At 37.0% G+C, this 14,773-nt stretch carries 10 protein-coding genes; 8 read left to right on the top strand and 2 right to left on the bottom strand.

The annotated features are described in order from the left end of the window. The first annotated feature begins 374 nt into the window (after positions 1-374). On the top strand, positions 375-1,076 hold the full coding sequence (locus tag AC07VK_RS08735) for a DUF4397 domain-containing protein (RefSeq protein ID WP_492955267.1): 702 nt from the start codon (positions 375-377) through the stop codon (positions 1,074-1,076). Positions 1,077-1,136: 60 nt separating this feature from the next. On the opposite strand, the gene AC07VK_RS08730 is transcribed toward AC07VK_RS08735, so the two are convergent. Continuing rightward, positions 1,137-1,607 carry a hypothetical protein gene (locus tag AC07VK_RS08730; protein WP_492955266.1) on the bottom strand — a complete coding sequence of 157 codons (471 nt, stop codon included), beginning with the start codon at positions 1,605-1,607 and terminating at the stop codon, positions 1,137-1,139. Continuing rightward, positions 1,607-2,827 (bottom strand): DUF4221 family protein, encoded by a 1,221-nt coding sequence (locus tag AC07VK_RS08725; protein ID WP_492959897.1) that lies wholly within the window; start codon positions 2,825-2,827, stop codon positions 1,607-1,609. The genes AC07VK_RS08730 and AC07VK_RS08725 overlap by 1 nt, the downstream gene beginning before the upstream one ends. A gap of 1,046 nt (positions 2,828-3,873) precedes the next feature. On the opposite strand from AC07VK_RS08725, the gene AC07VK_RS08720 reads away from it, so the two are divergent. The 7 genes from AC07VK_RS08720 (at position 3,874) to AC07VK_RS08690 (ending at position 14,705) form a co-directional block, all read left to right on the top strand. Next, positions 3,874-6,312 (top strand): TonB-dependent receptor domain-containing protein, encoded by a 2,439-nt coding sequence (locus AC07VK_RS08720; RefSeq protein WP_492959895.1) that lies wholly within the window; start codon positions 3,874-3,876, stop codon positions 6,310-6,312. A 26-nt stretch (positions 6,313-6,338) separates the two neighbouring features. After that, positions 6,339-8,756 carry a TonB-dependent siderophore receptor gene (locus AC07VK_RS08715; RefSeq protein WP_492959893.1) on the top strand — a complete coding sequence of 806 codons (2,418 nt, stop codon included), beginning with the start codon at positions 6,339-6,341 and terminating at the stop codon, positions 8,754-8,756. A 66-nt stretch (positions 8,757-8,822) separates the two neighbouring features. After that, positions 8,823-9,533, top strand: a complete 711-nt coding sequence (locus AC07VK_RS08710; protein WP_492959891.1) for a DUF4198 domain-containing protein — start codon at positions 8,823-8,825, stop codon at positions 9,531-9,533. Between the two features lie 78 nt (positions 9,534-9,611). After that, a complete protein-coding gene (locus tag AC07VK_RS08705; RefSeq protein ID WP_492959889.1) occupies positions 9,612-10,817 on the top strand; it encodes a PepSY-associated TM helix domain-containing protein in 1,206 nt (401 codons plus the stop codon). A gap of 23 nt (positions 10,818-10,840) precedes the next feature. Next, the gene (locus tag AC07VK_RS08700) at positions 10,841-11,779 is read left to right on the top strand and encodes a DUF6607 family protein (RefSeq protein ID WP_492959887.1); all 939 of its coding nucleotides are present in this window, start codon (positions 10,841-10,843) and stop codon (positions 11,777-11,779) included. Positions 11,780-12,309: 530 nt separating this feature from the next. After that, positions 12,310-13,449, top strand: a complete 1,140-nt coding sequence (locus AC07VK_RS08695) for a M28 family metallopeptidase (RefSeq protein WP_492959885.1) — start codon at positions 12,310-12,312, stop codon at positions 13,447-13,449. 179 nt (positions 13,450-13,628) lie between these two features. After that, complete coding sequence (locus tag AC07VK_RS08690) at positions 13,629-14,705, top strand: DUF5694 domain-containing protein (RefSeq protein WP_492959883.1); 1,077 nt, start codon at positions 13,629-13,631, stop codon at positions 14,703-14,705. Positions 14,706-14,773 lie beyond the last annotated feature (68 nt).

Here is a 14,773-nt window from a genome sequence, read left to right as displayed (position 1 = left end):
TTTGTTTAATCATTTCTTGCGTATTAAAACGGCTTTAACTCTATTGAGGTGCAAAGGTTTAAATAAAAATCGAGTTACACAATAATATCATCATTTTTTTATGTTAAGCTTTCCATTTTATGGGACTAATCTGACTTAAACAAGTATTGAGGCTATTTATAAATTTAAAAAAATTCGTGTATCGTACATTTAAGCTACAGGTTCTATTGCCAATTTTAACATTGTTAAAAAAATGCGACGAACTTTAACATCTGCTTAACATCATTTAACATCCTGGAATATGGTTTAAACTCAATATTTGTATGTCTGTAGCGAATGCAATCCGGCTATCGTTTTATGGATACTCTTTAAATATTAAATCAAATTTTAACCGTATGAAGAATTTTACTCCATTCCATTTCAAATCGATCCCTTTATTTGTTCTAATTGCTTTTACAGCATTAACTTCATGTAAAAAAACTGAAACTGCCGATCCTACAATATCTTATCTAAGGGTAATTAATGCATCACCTTCTCTGGCTACCTACAATGCTTACTTTAATGGCAGCATGGTTAATTCGGCAGCTTTACCATTTGGAGGCTCTGCTGCTTATCTTTCTTATGCCGCAGGCGCTTACAGTTTAAAATTTACGACGGCCAGTAGCGCAGAGAGCTTGTTAACCAAAACCGTTACTTTAAATGCAAGCACTTATTACTCTGCTTACTTAATTAATAAACCGGCTGCGCTAGATGTTTATACCATTAGTGATGATCTTTCCATTCCATCAACGGATAAAGCTTACATCCGTTTTATCAATTTATCGCCTGATGCACCGGCTTTAGACCTGGCCAAAACCAGCGCAACTACCATGTTGGTTACGAATAAAGCCTATAAAAGTGCGAGTGGTTTTATTGCTGTAGATGCAGGAACTTATACATTGGATGCAAAAGAAACTTCATCGGGAACAGTTAAAGCTACTTCCGCCAGCACCAGTTTTACAGCGGGTTATCACTATGACATTATTTGTGGTGGTTTGGTAACACCTGCAAATGAAACTGAACGCCCTTTAAGTTTACAGGTGATATTGATCAAATAATAGATAAAAATATTTTATGATCGCTTTATATTATTGGGGTTCAATATATAAAGCGATTTTTTATTTGAGCATGAAACTGTATTTTTTTGCCACCGTATCAACGTTATCCAGATACAACCAATCTTTATAAACCAGTTTGGCATTCTTAAATTCAAAAAAAGCATTTCGTTGAAAGTTGACTCCATATTTTTCCAATTCAAATCCTTCATCAACGATGAATTGTATGTTGGAATTTTTTATCGAATCTAAAACCTCAGCATTATTGCTGGGGATTACAACTATTTTTTTATAATCCCTAAATTTATTTTCCTTCTTGTCTCCAAGCTGCTTGAGAAATTTAATAGTCTTTTCTGTACAGGAACCACAGTTTCCTGAAATTACAACTATGAAAAAATTATTTAATTTAAGTAGATCTGTGTTTTGCTTTTCTTTAAAATACATATTAAGATGTTCCTCGTCTCCCGACATCTTGCGCTTGTTGCATGCGGTAATTATTAATAAGACGACTAAAATAAAGCAGTACTTTTTCATTATGGTTTACTTTTTATAACCTTTATAATATCGAATCTCAAATGTGATGGATCCACAAATTTACTTTTTCTATGCGTTGGTGAAATGAATAAGCCCTCTTTTGTAATAAACCATGTATTTGGCGAATATTTATACATGGGCAATTCTATTTCCTTAATTACTTCGAACTTTTCATTAAAAATCATTAACACCAAAGGCTTATCCAAAATGGAATTAAAATATTTACCATTCTCCTGTAATATATTTCTTAAGCTAAACCTATAATAGACATGCCTGTATTTATCATACATTACATTGAAGAACTGGCTGTTTTCTATATTATGGGTTACCCATTTTTTAGGATCTTCACCTTTAATATAAGATACTGAATCAGCCAGATACTTGCCTTTTGAAGGTGTTCCACCATAACTAGTGATGGTTGAATTTCTAGGGTTATACTGATAGATATTAGATTCATAGAGATAGCTATACGTCAGAACGCCCTGTTTTTGATGTTCACTCGTAACAATAGATGTTAAAAAACCTGCGCTCCCCTTAATTTTGTATAGATAATCAGAATAAGAAATTGGAAGAAATGTGAGTTTCCCAGTATTCATATTTAAAGAAACAAAAGCGGGCATTTTTTTATTCCAATTAAAATCGTAATATACCTGATTCAAAACAAGCCTATTATTATAAAGAAACATTTTAAAATCATGACTGTATGAAATAGGTTTCCCAGGCATATTATTTTTAATTGATATGCTGTCCATTGAAATCTCTTGCTTCTTGTGCAGATTCGTATCAATTATAACCAGTTTTTCATTGCCATAATTAAGTATAATAGAATTAAAATTTATTATAGAAATATCCGCTATACTTCTACTTTTATCTAAATCCTTCTTATCCAGGTTTTTGAATGACCAGCTTTTACCAACTAAATTTAATTGTTTAACTAAAGTTCGGTGCGTCAAATCAAAAATATCAATACTTGATAAGGCAGGATTATATCCAATGAGATAATCTACATTATGCTCGCTATATTGTGTATAAGTAAAATATGGGCCACTATACTCTTGTTCAACTGGGATCTGAATTGAATCTGTGTTAACTTCATATTTCCAGGTATCTTTAGCTGATTTCGAACTTATTATGTATTTATCTTGATCAGTGTTTTTACAAGAAATAACACAAGTACAAATAAAACTAAATAGGCAAAAAACAAATAGGTATTTAAACATAAAAACTATTTAGTCTGGTGGAGTTTGGCAATTCACCAAAGGACTACAACTAGGTCCACCGATTGGTGACCCAGAAAAACATCCAAATGCTATACTTCCAAAATTGCATGGAGATGGATGATTTTCCCCAGGACATATTATTGCAGACGGACAAGTAGGACCGCTTTGGAGGCCAGCTTTGCAACCAATTAAACCTGAGCCCGAACAAGGATATTGACGGAGTATAGGTTTTGGTGGAGTGGTACAAGGTTGTTGAGAGATTTCGCACACTATCCCGGATGTAGCACCACAGCCACTAAATCCATCTGGACATGCCTTTACATAATTTCCAGTATCACCACTAGTGATATTATTTGACGAACTTATACTTTGTTCAAGTGACATTGCCTTTGTTACTTTGTAATTCATTTCATCTTCCTTGCTACAGGAGAACAAACAAATAGTTGCAAAAAAGAGCGAGATAATAAATACTGTTTTCATAAGGTCATAGTTTGTGAGTGTTATTTAAATTATAATATGTTCCCAATATCTGTTTTACAGATATTGATTTTTACATTTCCCTCTTTCAACATATTCACTAATACAGCTTTTCAGTTGATTTAGAATTAGTTACCCTTAATTAATACATAAATATATATGCATTTCACATCGTATTCTAATTTTATTTTAACCATAAATCCCCACATTTTAACACAAAAAATACAACTCTTCATATTTAATTCTACATTACAATGCTGTTATCATAGATAAAAAATAATATTAATCATACTTATACTCACATTCTCAGCTCACGAATTGGCATGTACCTGCTTTTAGCAACACTAATTCATTGGTTTACTTCAAACCCAAATTTCAAAAAACCTAGACAATCATATCCAATAGCTCATTAGTAGAAAAATCAAGGTTTGTTAATTGGATTATGTTATCAAACCACATCTTCTTATTATCGAAACATTACTATTTAGAATAATTCAAAATAATTTGGATAATAAGATTTTCTACCGTTATTTTGCAGCAGTTTAGAATTAATCCAAATAAATATTATAATGCTTAAAATCAGACTTTTCTGTATATCATTTTTTTTAACTCTTACCAGCCTACTCTCCTTTGCCCAGCAGTTTTCGACCATTAGCGGCACAGTTACCACTTCAGATGGTAAACCAGCCGCTTATATTTCGGTTGGTTTAAAAGGCAAAGGACTAGGAAATGTGACCAATGAAAAAGGCATTTTCGAAATCCAAAGGGTTAAACCTGGCTCTTATACCTTAAGGGTATCGGCTGTTGGTATCCAAAATATAGAAAAACCGGTAGTGATTGCCGCCGGAGAGCACAAAACTGTTGATTTTGTAATCAACCAAAATTCAAATCAGCTTAATGAAGTAAATATTAACCAGGGCGTAAATAAGTACATCGCAAAGAAAAGTGAATTTATTTCGAAAATGCCGTTAAATAATTTAGAAAACCCTCAGGTATATACCACGATTACGAAAGAAACAATGGCCGATCAGCTTGTGTTTTCGGTTGATGATGCAGCCCGTAATGCAACTGGTGTTCAAAAAATGTGGGAAGCAACCTCCCGTGGTGGCGATGGTGGTGCTTATTATGCATCAAGGGGTTTTATTGTACAGGCAAAATTAAGAAACGGAATTGCTGGAAATGTAACCGGCCGTAATGATGCTGCTAACTTAGAAAATGTAGAGTTTATTAAAGGCCCATCTGCTACCTTATTCGGTAGTACATTAACCTCATATGGTGGCTTAATTAACCGCATAACCAAAAAACCTTTCGAAGGAATAGGAGGTGCGGTAAGCTTTTCGACAGGTAGTTACGATTTTAACCGGGTTAGTACCGATTTCAATTTTCCTGTTGATAAAGATAACCACATTTATGCCCGGTTAAACACTTCTTACAATTACAAAGGTTCTTTCCAGGAGAATGTTTATGATAAAGGTTTCTTTATTGCACCTAGCTTGTCATATAAAGTAAACGATAAATTAGACTTTCTTTTCGATGCCGAAATTGCGAACGGTACAAGTACCTTAAAACCTTTCGTTTTCTTCTATTTTCCCGTAAAAGACCTCGGTTTTGATAGGGCAGATCAATCTGGAATAGCTTACGACAAATCCTTCACTGCTGATGCGATGAAGCAAAAATACAATAGCTCAAACTTCTTCGGGCAGGCCAACTATAAGTTTAACGAAAACTGGTCTTCACACACCAGCTTTTCAAGCAATTATAGTTTCTCTAACGGCCGTGGTACGTATTTGTTCTTAGTCCCGAACAACTATCCTCCATTGGGCAACCCAACGGCTGCACCAGGTGCCGATTTGATATCAAGAGCAGATCAGTCAACTGATAACAGTAAGGTTTTTACTTATGAGGTACAACAAAATTTTAATGGCACTTTTAACTTAGGTTCGGTAAAAAACAGAATGGTTTTAGGCCTTGATTATTTACGCCAAAACTCCGATCAATTGTTTTATTCGATCGACACTTTTGATCTGACCAATAAAGATGGAAGTGGCGCTAACTACAATAATTTTACTGAACACAATCTAGCGGCATTTTATGCAGCACTCCCTAGTGTTCCTAAATATCCGTATAACTTCAAAACCAATACATACAGTGCTTATGTTTCTGATGTGATTAATGTAACAGATAGGTTAATTGCCTTAGCTGCATTAAGAGTAGACCGGTTCGACAATAAAGGTAATTCTGATCGGGCAGGTTCGGCTCCAAAAGGTGCCTACAAACAAACTGTTTTTTCTCCAAAATTCGGTTTGGTATTTCAGCCGATTAAAGATCAGCTATCATTATTTGCCAATTACCAGAACGGCTTTAACAACTTAAACGGTATAGATTATCAAGGTAATGCTTTTAAACCAGAGCAAGCAAACCAAATTGAAGGTGGGGTTAAAACAAACATATTTAATGGCAAGTTAACAGGCGCTGTATCTTACTATTATATTAAAGTTAAAGATATTGTTAGGGGCTATAACGGAGATCCATCAAATCCAAATGCACAAATCCAGGATGGCAATAAAATTAGCAAGGGTATCGAAGCTGAAATTATTGCAAACCCCGTTGACGGTTTAAATATTATTGCAGGTTTTGCATATAATGATAATCATTTAGAAAATGCATCGCCGGATGTAGAAGGCAGAAGAGATGCTTATTCTGCAGCACCCTACTCAGCAAACTTATGGATCAGTTATAAATTCAATGCAGGCTCGCTAAAAGGTTTTGGATTGGGCGCCGGTGGTAACTATGCCAGCGATAATAAAATTGTAAATAGTGTAAGCCAGGGCGTATTTATATTACCTGCTTATGAGGTTTTCAATGCCTCTGTATTTTACGATCATTCAAGATTCAGAATCGGAGTAAAAGCAGACAACTTTACCAACCAAAAATACTGGACAGGTTACAGCACCATGAACCCTCAGGACCTGAGAACCTTTACCGGAAGTGTTACTTATAAATTTTAGTTAAAAACAACAATAAATATTAAAAAATGAATAAAATTAAACCCATTAGTTTAACGTTCTTACTCGCTCTTTTTAGCTTATTCTCATTTGCGCAACAATTTGGAACAATAAAGGGAAAGATTAGCACTTCTAATGGAAAACCAGCGGCCTTTATTTCAATTGGCTTAAAGGGCAAGGGTCAAGGAACTACATCAGATGATAATGGTTTATACACCATAAACCGTGTTAAAGCCGGTACTTATACAATTAAAGCTTCTGCAGTTGGTATCAACGCCTCAGAAAAAAGCATTACAATCGCTGCAGGTGAGACTAAAATTATCGATTTCATATTGAAAGAAAATGATCAGGCGCTTGAGGAAATTACCATAGCAGGAATTAATCAGAAATACAAAGTAAGCTTACCTTCTGCTACACTTAGATTAAACGAACCATTATTAGAGGCACCACAAAACATTCAAATCGTAAGCAATGGAATCCTTAAAGACCAGCAGATCATTAGCATGAGCGATGGGTTGATTAGAAATGTAAGTGGTGCAGTTCGCCTTGAACACTGGGGAGACATGTACACCAATATTTTAATGCGCGGATCGCAAATTCAGGCCATGCGTAATGGTTTCAATGTAGTTTCATCTTACTGGGGACCATTAACCGAAGACATGAGCTTTGTTGACCATATTGAGTTTGTTAAAGGTCCTGCAGGATTTATGCTGGGCAATGGCGATCCAAGCGGGATGTATAACGTGGTGACCAAAAAACCTACTGGTTTAAACCAGGGCGAGGTTTCGTTTACTGCTGGAAGCTTCGATTTATACCGTACAACAATTGATCTTGACCACAAACTAACAGCTGATGGTAAATTCTTATTCAGGTTAAACGCAGCTGCACAAAATAAGGGATCGTTTAGACCATTCGAACAAAATGATCGCTACAGCTTTGCACCCGTGTTAAGTTATCAAATAACGCCCGGCACTAAGCTAACAGCAGAGTATACTTTACAAAATGCAAAAATGACCGAAGTAGGTTCCTATTACATTTTTAATACCACTGGGTATGCCAGCTTACCAAGAGAGTTTACCTTAACACAACCTGGTGTACAGCCTACCCGAATCAACGACCATAGTTTAACATTGAACCTAACCCAACAACTAGGTCAGAATTGGAAATTAACTGCACAAGCAGCTTATTATAAATATTTACAAAATGGCACAAGCTCATGGCCATCGGCAGTATATCCAAATGGCACCATTATTCGTAATGTTGGTATATGGGATGCTGAAAGCAGCATGAAATTAGCGCAGTTATTTGTGAACGGAACGGTTAAAACAGGCGGTATTGTACACCGCATTTTAGCTGGTTTTGATGGTGGTAAGAAAAATTATATGGCCGATTGGGGTCAGTCTCACGATTTAGATCTCGCCAGTTCTCCATTTAATTTATACAACCCTAATTATGGCTTCCCATCAAATGGTTATCCAAACTTTGACCGTGTTACTCCATTAGAACAAAGGGCTATTGCAGCTGGAGGTTTAATGGATCAAAAATACCTAAGCGGTTATGTTCAGGATGAATTAGGGTTTTTCGATAATATTGTTCGTTTAACCCTTGCAGGTCGTTATACTTATGTAAGTCAATCGGCCTGGGGTGGTTCTCCTGATAAAGCAAAACACGTTACCCCAAGGGTTGGCTTAAGTGTATCCGTTGATAAAAACACTTCTGTATATGCTGTTTATGACGAGGCCTTTACACCACAAACCGGTTTTTTCCGTGATGGTTCTACTGCAAAACCAATTACCGGGAATAACAAAGAATTTGGCATAAAGAAAGATTGGTTTGACGGCCGTTGGAATACCACTTTATCTGTATACAGAATTACCAAACAAAACGAACTTACCGCAGATCCACTTAACAAGGCTGGAGAAACTTTCAGTATTGTAATTGGCGAAAAAAGAGCACAAGGCATAGAGTTCGATTTACGCGGTGAATTGGCAAAAGGCTTAAACCTAATTGCAAATTACGCATATACCGATGGTAAAGTAACAAAAGTTGCTGATGGAGTTTCAGGTGTTTTTGTTGGCCAGGTAGTACCAGGTTTTTCAAAACATACCACTAATGCATGGTTAACCTACTCATTACAAAATGGCCCGCTTAAAGGTGCAGGAATTTCCGGAGGCTTTACCTATTTAGCCGACAGGGCAGTAGGCACCTACAGTGGTGAAAATGCTAACGAAAATCTTCCTGACTATTTCAAACTCGATGGAGGTTTATTCTGGTCACATAAAAAAATAAAAGTGACCGCAAATGTATTTAACATTTTGGATAAGTATTTATACAGCGGTGCGTATTACACCAACTATTGGAATGCTCCAACCTACGATCAACCAGCTTACTCATGGCAAGCAGAAGCCCCAAGAAACTACAGAGTAAGCATAGCATATAAATTTTAATTAAATCAATCGCGGGAGGCTGAATCAGATCAGTCTCTCCCGAGTTTAAAACCCAACCCAGAAAACATGAAAACTAAAATCTCATTACTATTTTTCTTCCTAGCCTTTAGCATTTCGAGTGCATTTGCACATGCTTTATGGATAGAAACAGCCTCAACAGGCAAAAAAGGACAAGCACAGGAAGTAAAAGTTTTCTTCGGAGAATACGAAAGCAACGAACCAGATTCTGCCGCAAAATGGTTCAGCAACTTAAAAGAATTTAAGCTGGTTTTAACTGCTCCAAACGGAACAACGAAGGTTTTAGCCACTGCTCCTGATGTACGTTTCTTTAAAGCAAGCTTCACTCCAGATCAAGAAGGCACCTATAGACTTTCTGTAGTGCATGAAGTTGCTGACGTTTATGAAAAAGCTAAAATTGAATATTATGCTTTTGCTGATGTTGCTGTTGGAAATTCAAAAATAAACATTGCTTTCCCAGCAACTGCAGCATTAACCATCAGACCAGATAAACATGCTTTAAAAGTGGGTGAAACCTCGGTTCACCAGGTAATCTACAACAAAGCTCCTTTTGCAAAACAAAAGTTAACTGTTGTAAATGCAGCGCGAAAAGCACAGCCTATTGAAACCGATGCCGATGGTAAATTTACTTTCAAACCAGAACAAAAAGGAAATTATTTTCTTGAAGCATTTACAGAAGATAAAACACCTGGAAAATTAAATGGAAAAGATTACGATAAAGTTTGGCATTTAGTAACCTATACTACTGAAGTTAAATAATCGAAATTTTTATAAAAATTTAAAGCCAATTAGCCTTAAAAAAGGTTAATTGGTTCTTTTATTCATATAGCTTTGCTAATGGCACTAACAAAAACATCAACCAAATCAAAAAATAAGAAATCGCGTTTAAGGCGGATAAGCGACTGGCTGCACCTATGGCTGGGTATCGCATCTGGTTTAATCGTACTGATGTTGGGCGTTACCGGGTGTATTTATGTTTTTCAAAAAGAAATTACCGAACTCATTCACCGCAAGGAGATTTTTGTAGAGGTTCCATCAAATCCTAAAACCCTACCATTAAGTGTGCTACAGGCCAACGCCGAAAAAGCTTTGGGGAATAAAAAGAAAATCACCTTTGTTTCTGCTTATAAAGCACCAGGAAGGGCATGGGAGCTTGGCGTTTATAAACCTGGCAACCCTAATGCATTCTGGTATTTCGATTCTATAGATTATTACGATGTTGTGCTGATTAACCCTTATACCGGAAAAGTAACTTTAGTTTCCGATTATAAATATGAGTTTTTTGGAGTAGTTAAAATGATCCATTGGAGTTTGTTGATCAATCACCCCATTGGCCAGCAGATTATTGGATGGTCTACCTTCATATTTGTATTTCTTCTCATTTCTGGAATGGTGATGTGGTGGCCTAAAAACCTCAAAAAATCAAACTTCGATAAAAGCTTTAAAGTAAAGTGGAAAGCCAAGTTTAAACGCATTAATTACGACATGCACAATGTGTTGGGTTTTTATGTAATGCTGATCTGCCTAATGCTGGCCTTAACCGGCCTGGTTTGGGCATTTCAATGGTTCCAGACCACGGTTTACGTAGTAGCATCGGGAAGTACCGCGCCCCCAAAAGTAGTAGAAGTTAAATCAGATTCAACCAAAACCATTACTGCAGTTCCTTTCGATATTGCTTTTGAGCAAGCCAAAAAAATATTTAAAAATGAAGATCGCATTGCCATGTCGCCTGCCAATGGCGGTTCGGCAACCATTTACGCCACGGGATACCGGGGCAAGGAAACGTATTGGAATTACGACATACTTCAGTTCGATCAGTACTCGGGCAAGTTATTGCATAGAACAAACCAATCAGAAAAAAATGCTGGAGAAACGGTAATTGGCATGAACTACGATATCCACGTAGGGGCGATTTTAGGATTAACCGGAAAAATAATGGCATTTTTTGCCAGTTTAATTGCAGCAAGTTTACCCATAACCGGATTCATCATCTGGTGGGGGAAAGGAAAAAAGAAAAAAAATACCGCAGTGGCGGAAAGCTAAGTACACCCTAATTAATAATAAAAATGAAATTTTTAAACCTAATTTTAGTATTAACTGGTTTGATTACCCTTAATACTAATGCACAAACAAAAGTCGACTCTCCTGAAGAAAAACTAGAAAAGGATAGAAAAGCAATAAAATCGTTGGCTGGTTTTTATGAAGTGAATTTCAACTACGGTGAAGTTACCGCCCCAGATCCAAACTACAAATTCAGTAAGCCTTACGAAAGCCATGGCAACGAATGGGCAGAGATTATTGTTGATGAACCTAAAAGAATTGTAATCCAGCACATGCTGGCCATTAACGATACCACGGTTATTAAACACTGGCGCCAGGATTGGACGTATGAAGACACCAACATTATGCTTTATACCGAAGGTAATGCATGGAAAAAAGGCAATTTAACGCCAGCTGATGTAAAAGGAAAATGGACACAAAAAGTTTATCAGGTTGATGATAGTCCACGTTACCAGGGTTATGGAACATGGAGTCATGTTGGCGGTCACGATTCTTGGTCGAGCGAAACCGATTCTCCACTACCAAGAAGAGAATCTACTGTGCGTAAAGATTACAATGTATTAAACCGTGGCAGCAGAATTACCATCACTAAAAATGGTTGGATGTTTGAGCAGGACAATAAAAAAATAGTACGTTCTGCTGATGGCGATAAACTTTTAGTTGTTGAAAAAGGTTACGAGGAATTTACGAAAATAGATCCTAAAACTTTTGCATATGCACAAAAATGGTGGGCCAGCCAGCAAACTTATTGGGCAGATGTTCGTGGCGTTTGGGCTGATATTATTAGCTCGCAAAATACATTCAAAGTGCAAACTATGGCAAATGGCAAATTGCTTTACGAAACACTTTTTAACCTGGGCGACCAATCTATTAAAGAAAAATGGACAGCAAGCCAGAACAAAGAAAAAATTAAAACTGCTTTACAGCCTTATCTGGTAAAGTAAAACAGTTGTTTTTATAGTGAATGGTTGGTGGTTAATGGGCAATGGCCGGTTAACTGTCAACCATTTTTTGCATAAACCTTACAAGCGATAAGCCATTTAAACTTCAAATTATTAACCGCCAATTGATAAGGGCGTTTCCCAAGCTACGCAAGGGCCAGGCTTTTCAGGGCTGCGCTCCGGCACCGGTGAAAACCGGCACAGAACCCTTACAATCCCTAACGCAGATTTACAATATTAAAAGACCCCACAGGGTTCAAAATACCCTGTGGGGCTTTGATTAGCTTCGTCTTTAGGCTTAAGAACTACAGGCCCAAGTTAAATAAACCTGATAGAACGGAAAGCCCGGAACGAGACACGAGTGAGGACTTGAAGTGATAGCAGGACTTTCGTAACCGAAGCACACCGAACCTTGATTTCCAAAAAAAATATCGCGCCCCTAAGACACCTTAGCACAGTTATTATAGGGTTTAAGATTCCGCCGTTTAAAAAAACACGAGGTTTGATAACAATTTAATTCACTAAATTTCGGGATGAAAAAATTTGGCTTTATTATCTTCCTGTTTTTAGCAATCAACACTTTCGCACAAGATTCTACTTATACCAGAAATATAATAAACACCCTTACATCAAAAGAATTTTGGGGCAGAGGTTATACCAAAGACGGAATGAAAAAATCTGCCGATTACCTTGCTGCAGCGTATCAGAAAATTGGCCTGTTGCCAATGGGTCTATCTTATAAGCAGCCTTTTAATTTCCCTGTAAATACATTCCCAGGAAAAATGATGGTGGCAATAAATGGTCAAAAACTTATCCCCGGTAAAGATTTCATTGTGAGTAACGAAAGCCCTGGTGCTAAACAAAAGGCAATTTTAAACAAGATGGATAGTCTTAATTATCAGGCTTCTCCATCATTAAAAATTTTATTAAAAGATAAATTAACCTGGTCTGTAGCTACAGAAGTTGGCGATATAACAACGATCCAGCTCAATAAAAAGAACTTTACAGCAGTACCAAAAGAAATTAATGTTGATATTGAAAATAAATTCATTCCAGAATTTCAGGCTGCCAATGTTTGCGGTTTAGTTAAAGGCACTAAATTTCCCGATTCCCTTTTAATCATTACCGCGCATTACGATCATTTGGGCGGAATGGGTGCAGAAACCTATTTCCCTGGCGCAAACGATAACGCTGCCGGTGTAGCCACTTTATTGAGTCTTGCCAAATATTATGCCGCCAATCCCCAACCCTATTCTATTGGTTTTATCTGTTTTGCGGGCGAAGAAGCTGGGCTGTTGGGATCGAGATATTTCGTAGAAAACCCTTTAATTCCTTTAAGCAAGATTAAATTCCTAATCAACTTAGATTTGGTTGGAACCGGCGAAGCCGGCATGACGGTGGTTAATGCATCCGTTTATCCTAAAGCATTTGCGCTGCTAAACGCCATCAACAATCAAAATCATTATCTCTCAAAAATGAACTCCAGAGGTAAAGCAGCCAACAGCGATCACTATTTCTTTACCGAAAAAGGTGTTCCGGCATTCTTCATTTATACTCAGGGTGGTCCTTCAGCCTACCACGACGTATTCGATAAACCTGAAACATTGCCGCTTACGGAGTATAAAGATCTGTTTAAACTGATCGTTGGATTTAACCAGAAACTGATGGAATAGTCTCATTTTTAGGATCAAAGCCTTAAATTGCTATTCGAACGCTTAATGCTAGGCACTCAACGTCTCCAGCTTCCTTTTTACCGGTTGGGATAATATAATAAGCCATTGGGATAATTAAATATAGCAGCCAAGTGTGTATGCTCATCTTTGAATCAACAAAAACCAAAACAAGATTCATTATGAAAACTATACAAAAACTCAGCTTAGCATTTTTATTGTTAATCGCAGTTGCGGTTAAATCGAATGCCCAGAACCAAATCGAAATTGTTATAGTAGGCTCCGCCCACGACAATTCTAAATCGACACAAAACTTTCAGGCAATAATTGATAAGCTTAAAAACTTTAAACCCGATATGGTTTTTGGCGAATACCTGCCTCAGGGCGATTACGCTAAACTCGAAGAAAACAACTGGGCCAAAAAAGCATTTAGAAAAGGGCATGATTATATAGAAAAATTAAATCCGGTATCTCCCAAAAATATTGGTGCACAAATTAAAAATGACCAGAAAGCGCTCGCTAAATTTGCCTACTACCATAAAACCAGAATGGATTTAGCCGTTAATTATGCTAAAAACTGGGACAGGGGCAATGCCGATTATCAAATCTTTGTACTCGAAAATTACATGAAACAAAGCTTTGGCAAAGAAGAACAGGTTGAATATGCAAAAATGTTCGGAAATACCGATTCATTAAAGAAAAAAGGGTTCAGCAGACCTGGAAGTGAGTATAGCAAAATCTATTTCCCTCTTATTTACCAATTAAAACAAGATCGGATTTACAACATGGATTGCCAAACCTATGATAAACCATGGAGTGAAGCCTGGGGCAAAACAGATTCTTTATACAAAATTTTAATCAACAAAGCGAAAGCCGATAGCACCTCGCAGGAAGCCGCTACCATTAAAGCCATAGAAAAATATTGGGCTTACAATGAAGCTGAAGCGAAGGTTTTCAATGCGGATCCATATGCGGGAATGAATACCGTGAAATACGGCATGTTGGATGAGGCCTGGAACTTTTATGGTGGCCGTCATTTTTATGGTTATGCAGGTTTTCCGACCGAGACAGTAAAAGAGATGATTGCACAATGGACTTTAAGAAACGAAGGCATGTGCAAAAACATCATCGATCAGGCAAAGGCAAAAAAAGCAAAAAGGGTTGTAGTTGGTGTGGGTGCCTCGCACCGCAAATGGATGGAAGAAATTTTAGCCAAAAACCCGGATGTTAAAATCATCAATTATAACGATTTGCACTAAACTAATAATATTTGCTTTCTCAGCCCCATTGCATTAGCTTGGGGCTTTTTCTTTTTAGCGTTATGTAA

This window comes from Pedobacter sp. GW821-FHT01D05, assembly GCF_059422505.1.
Note: the sequence above shows the minus strand (reverse complement) of the source record. Positions and strands in the feature narration are given on the sequence as shown.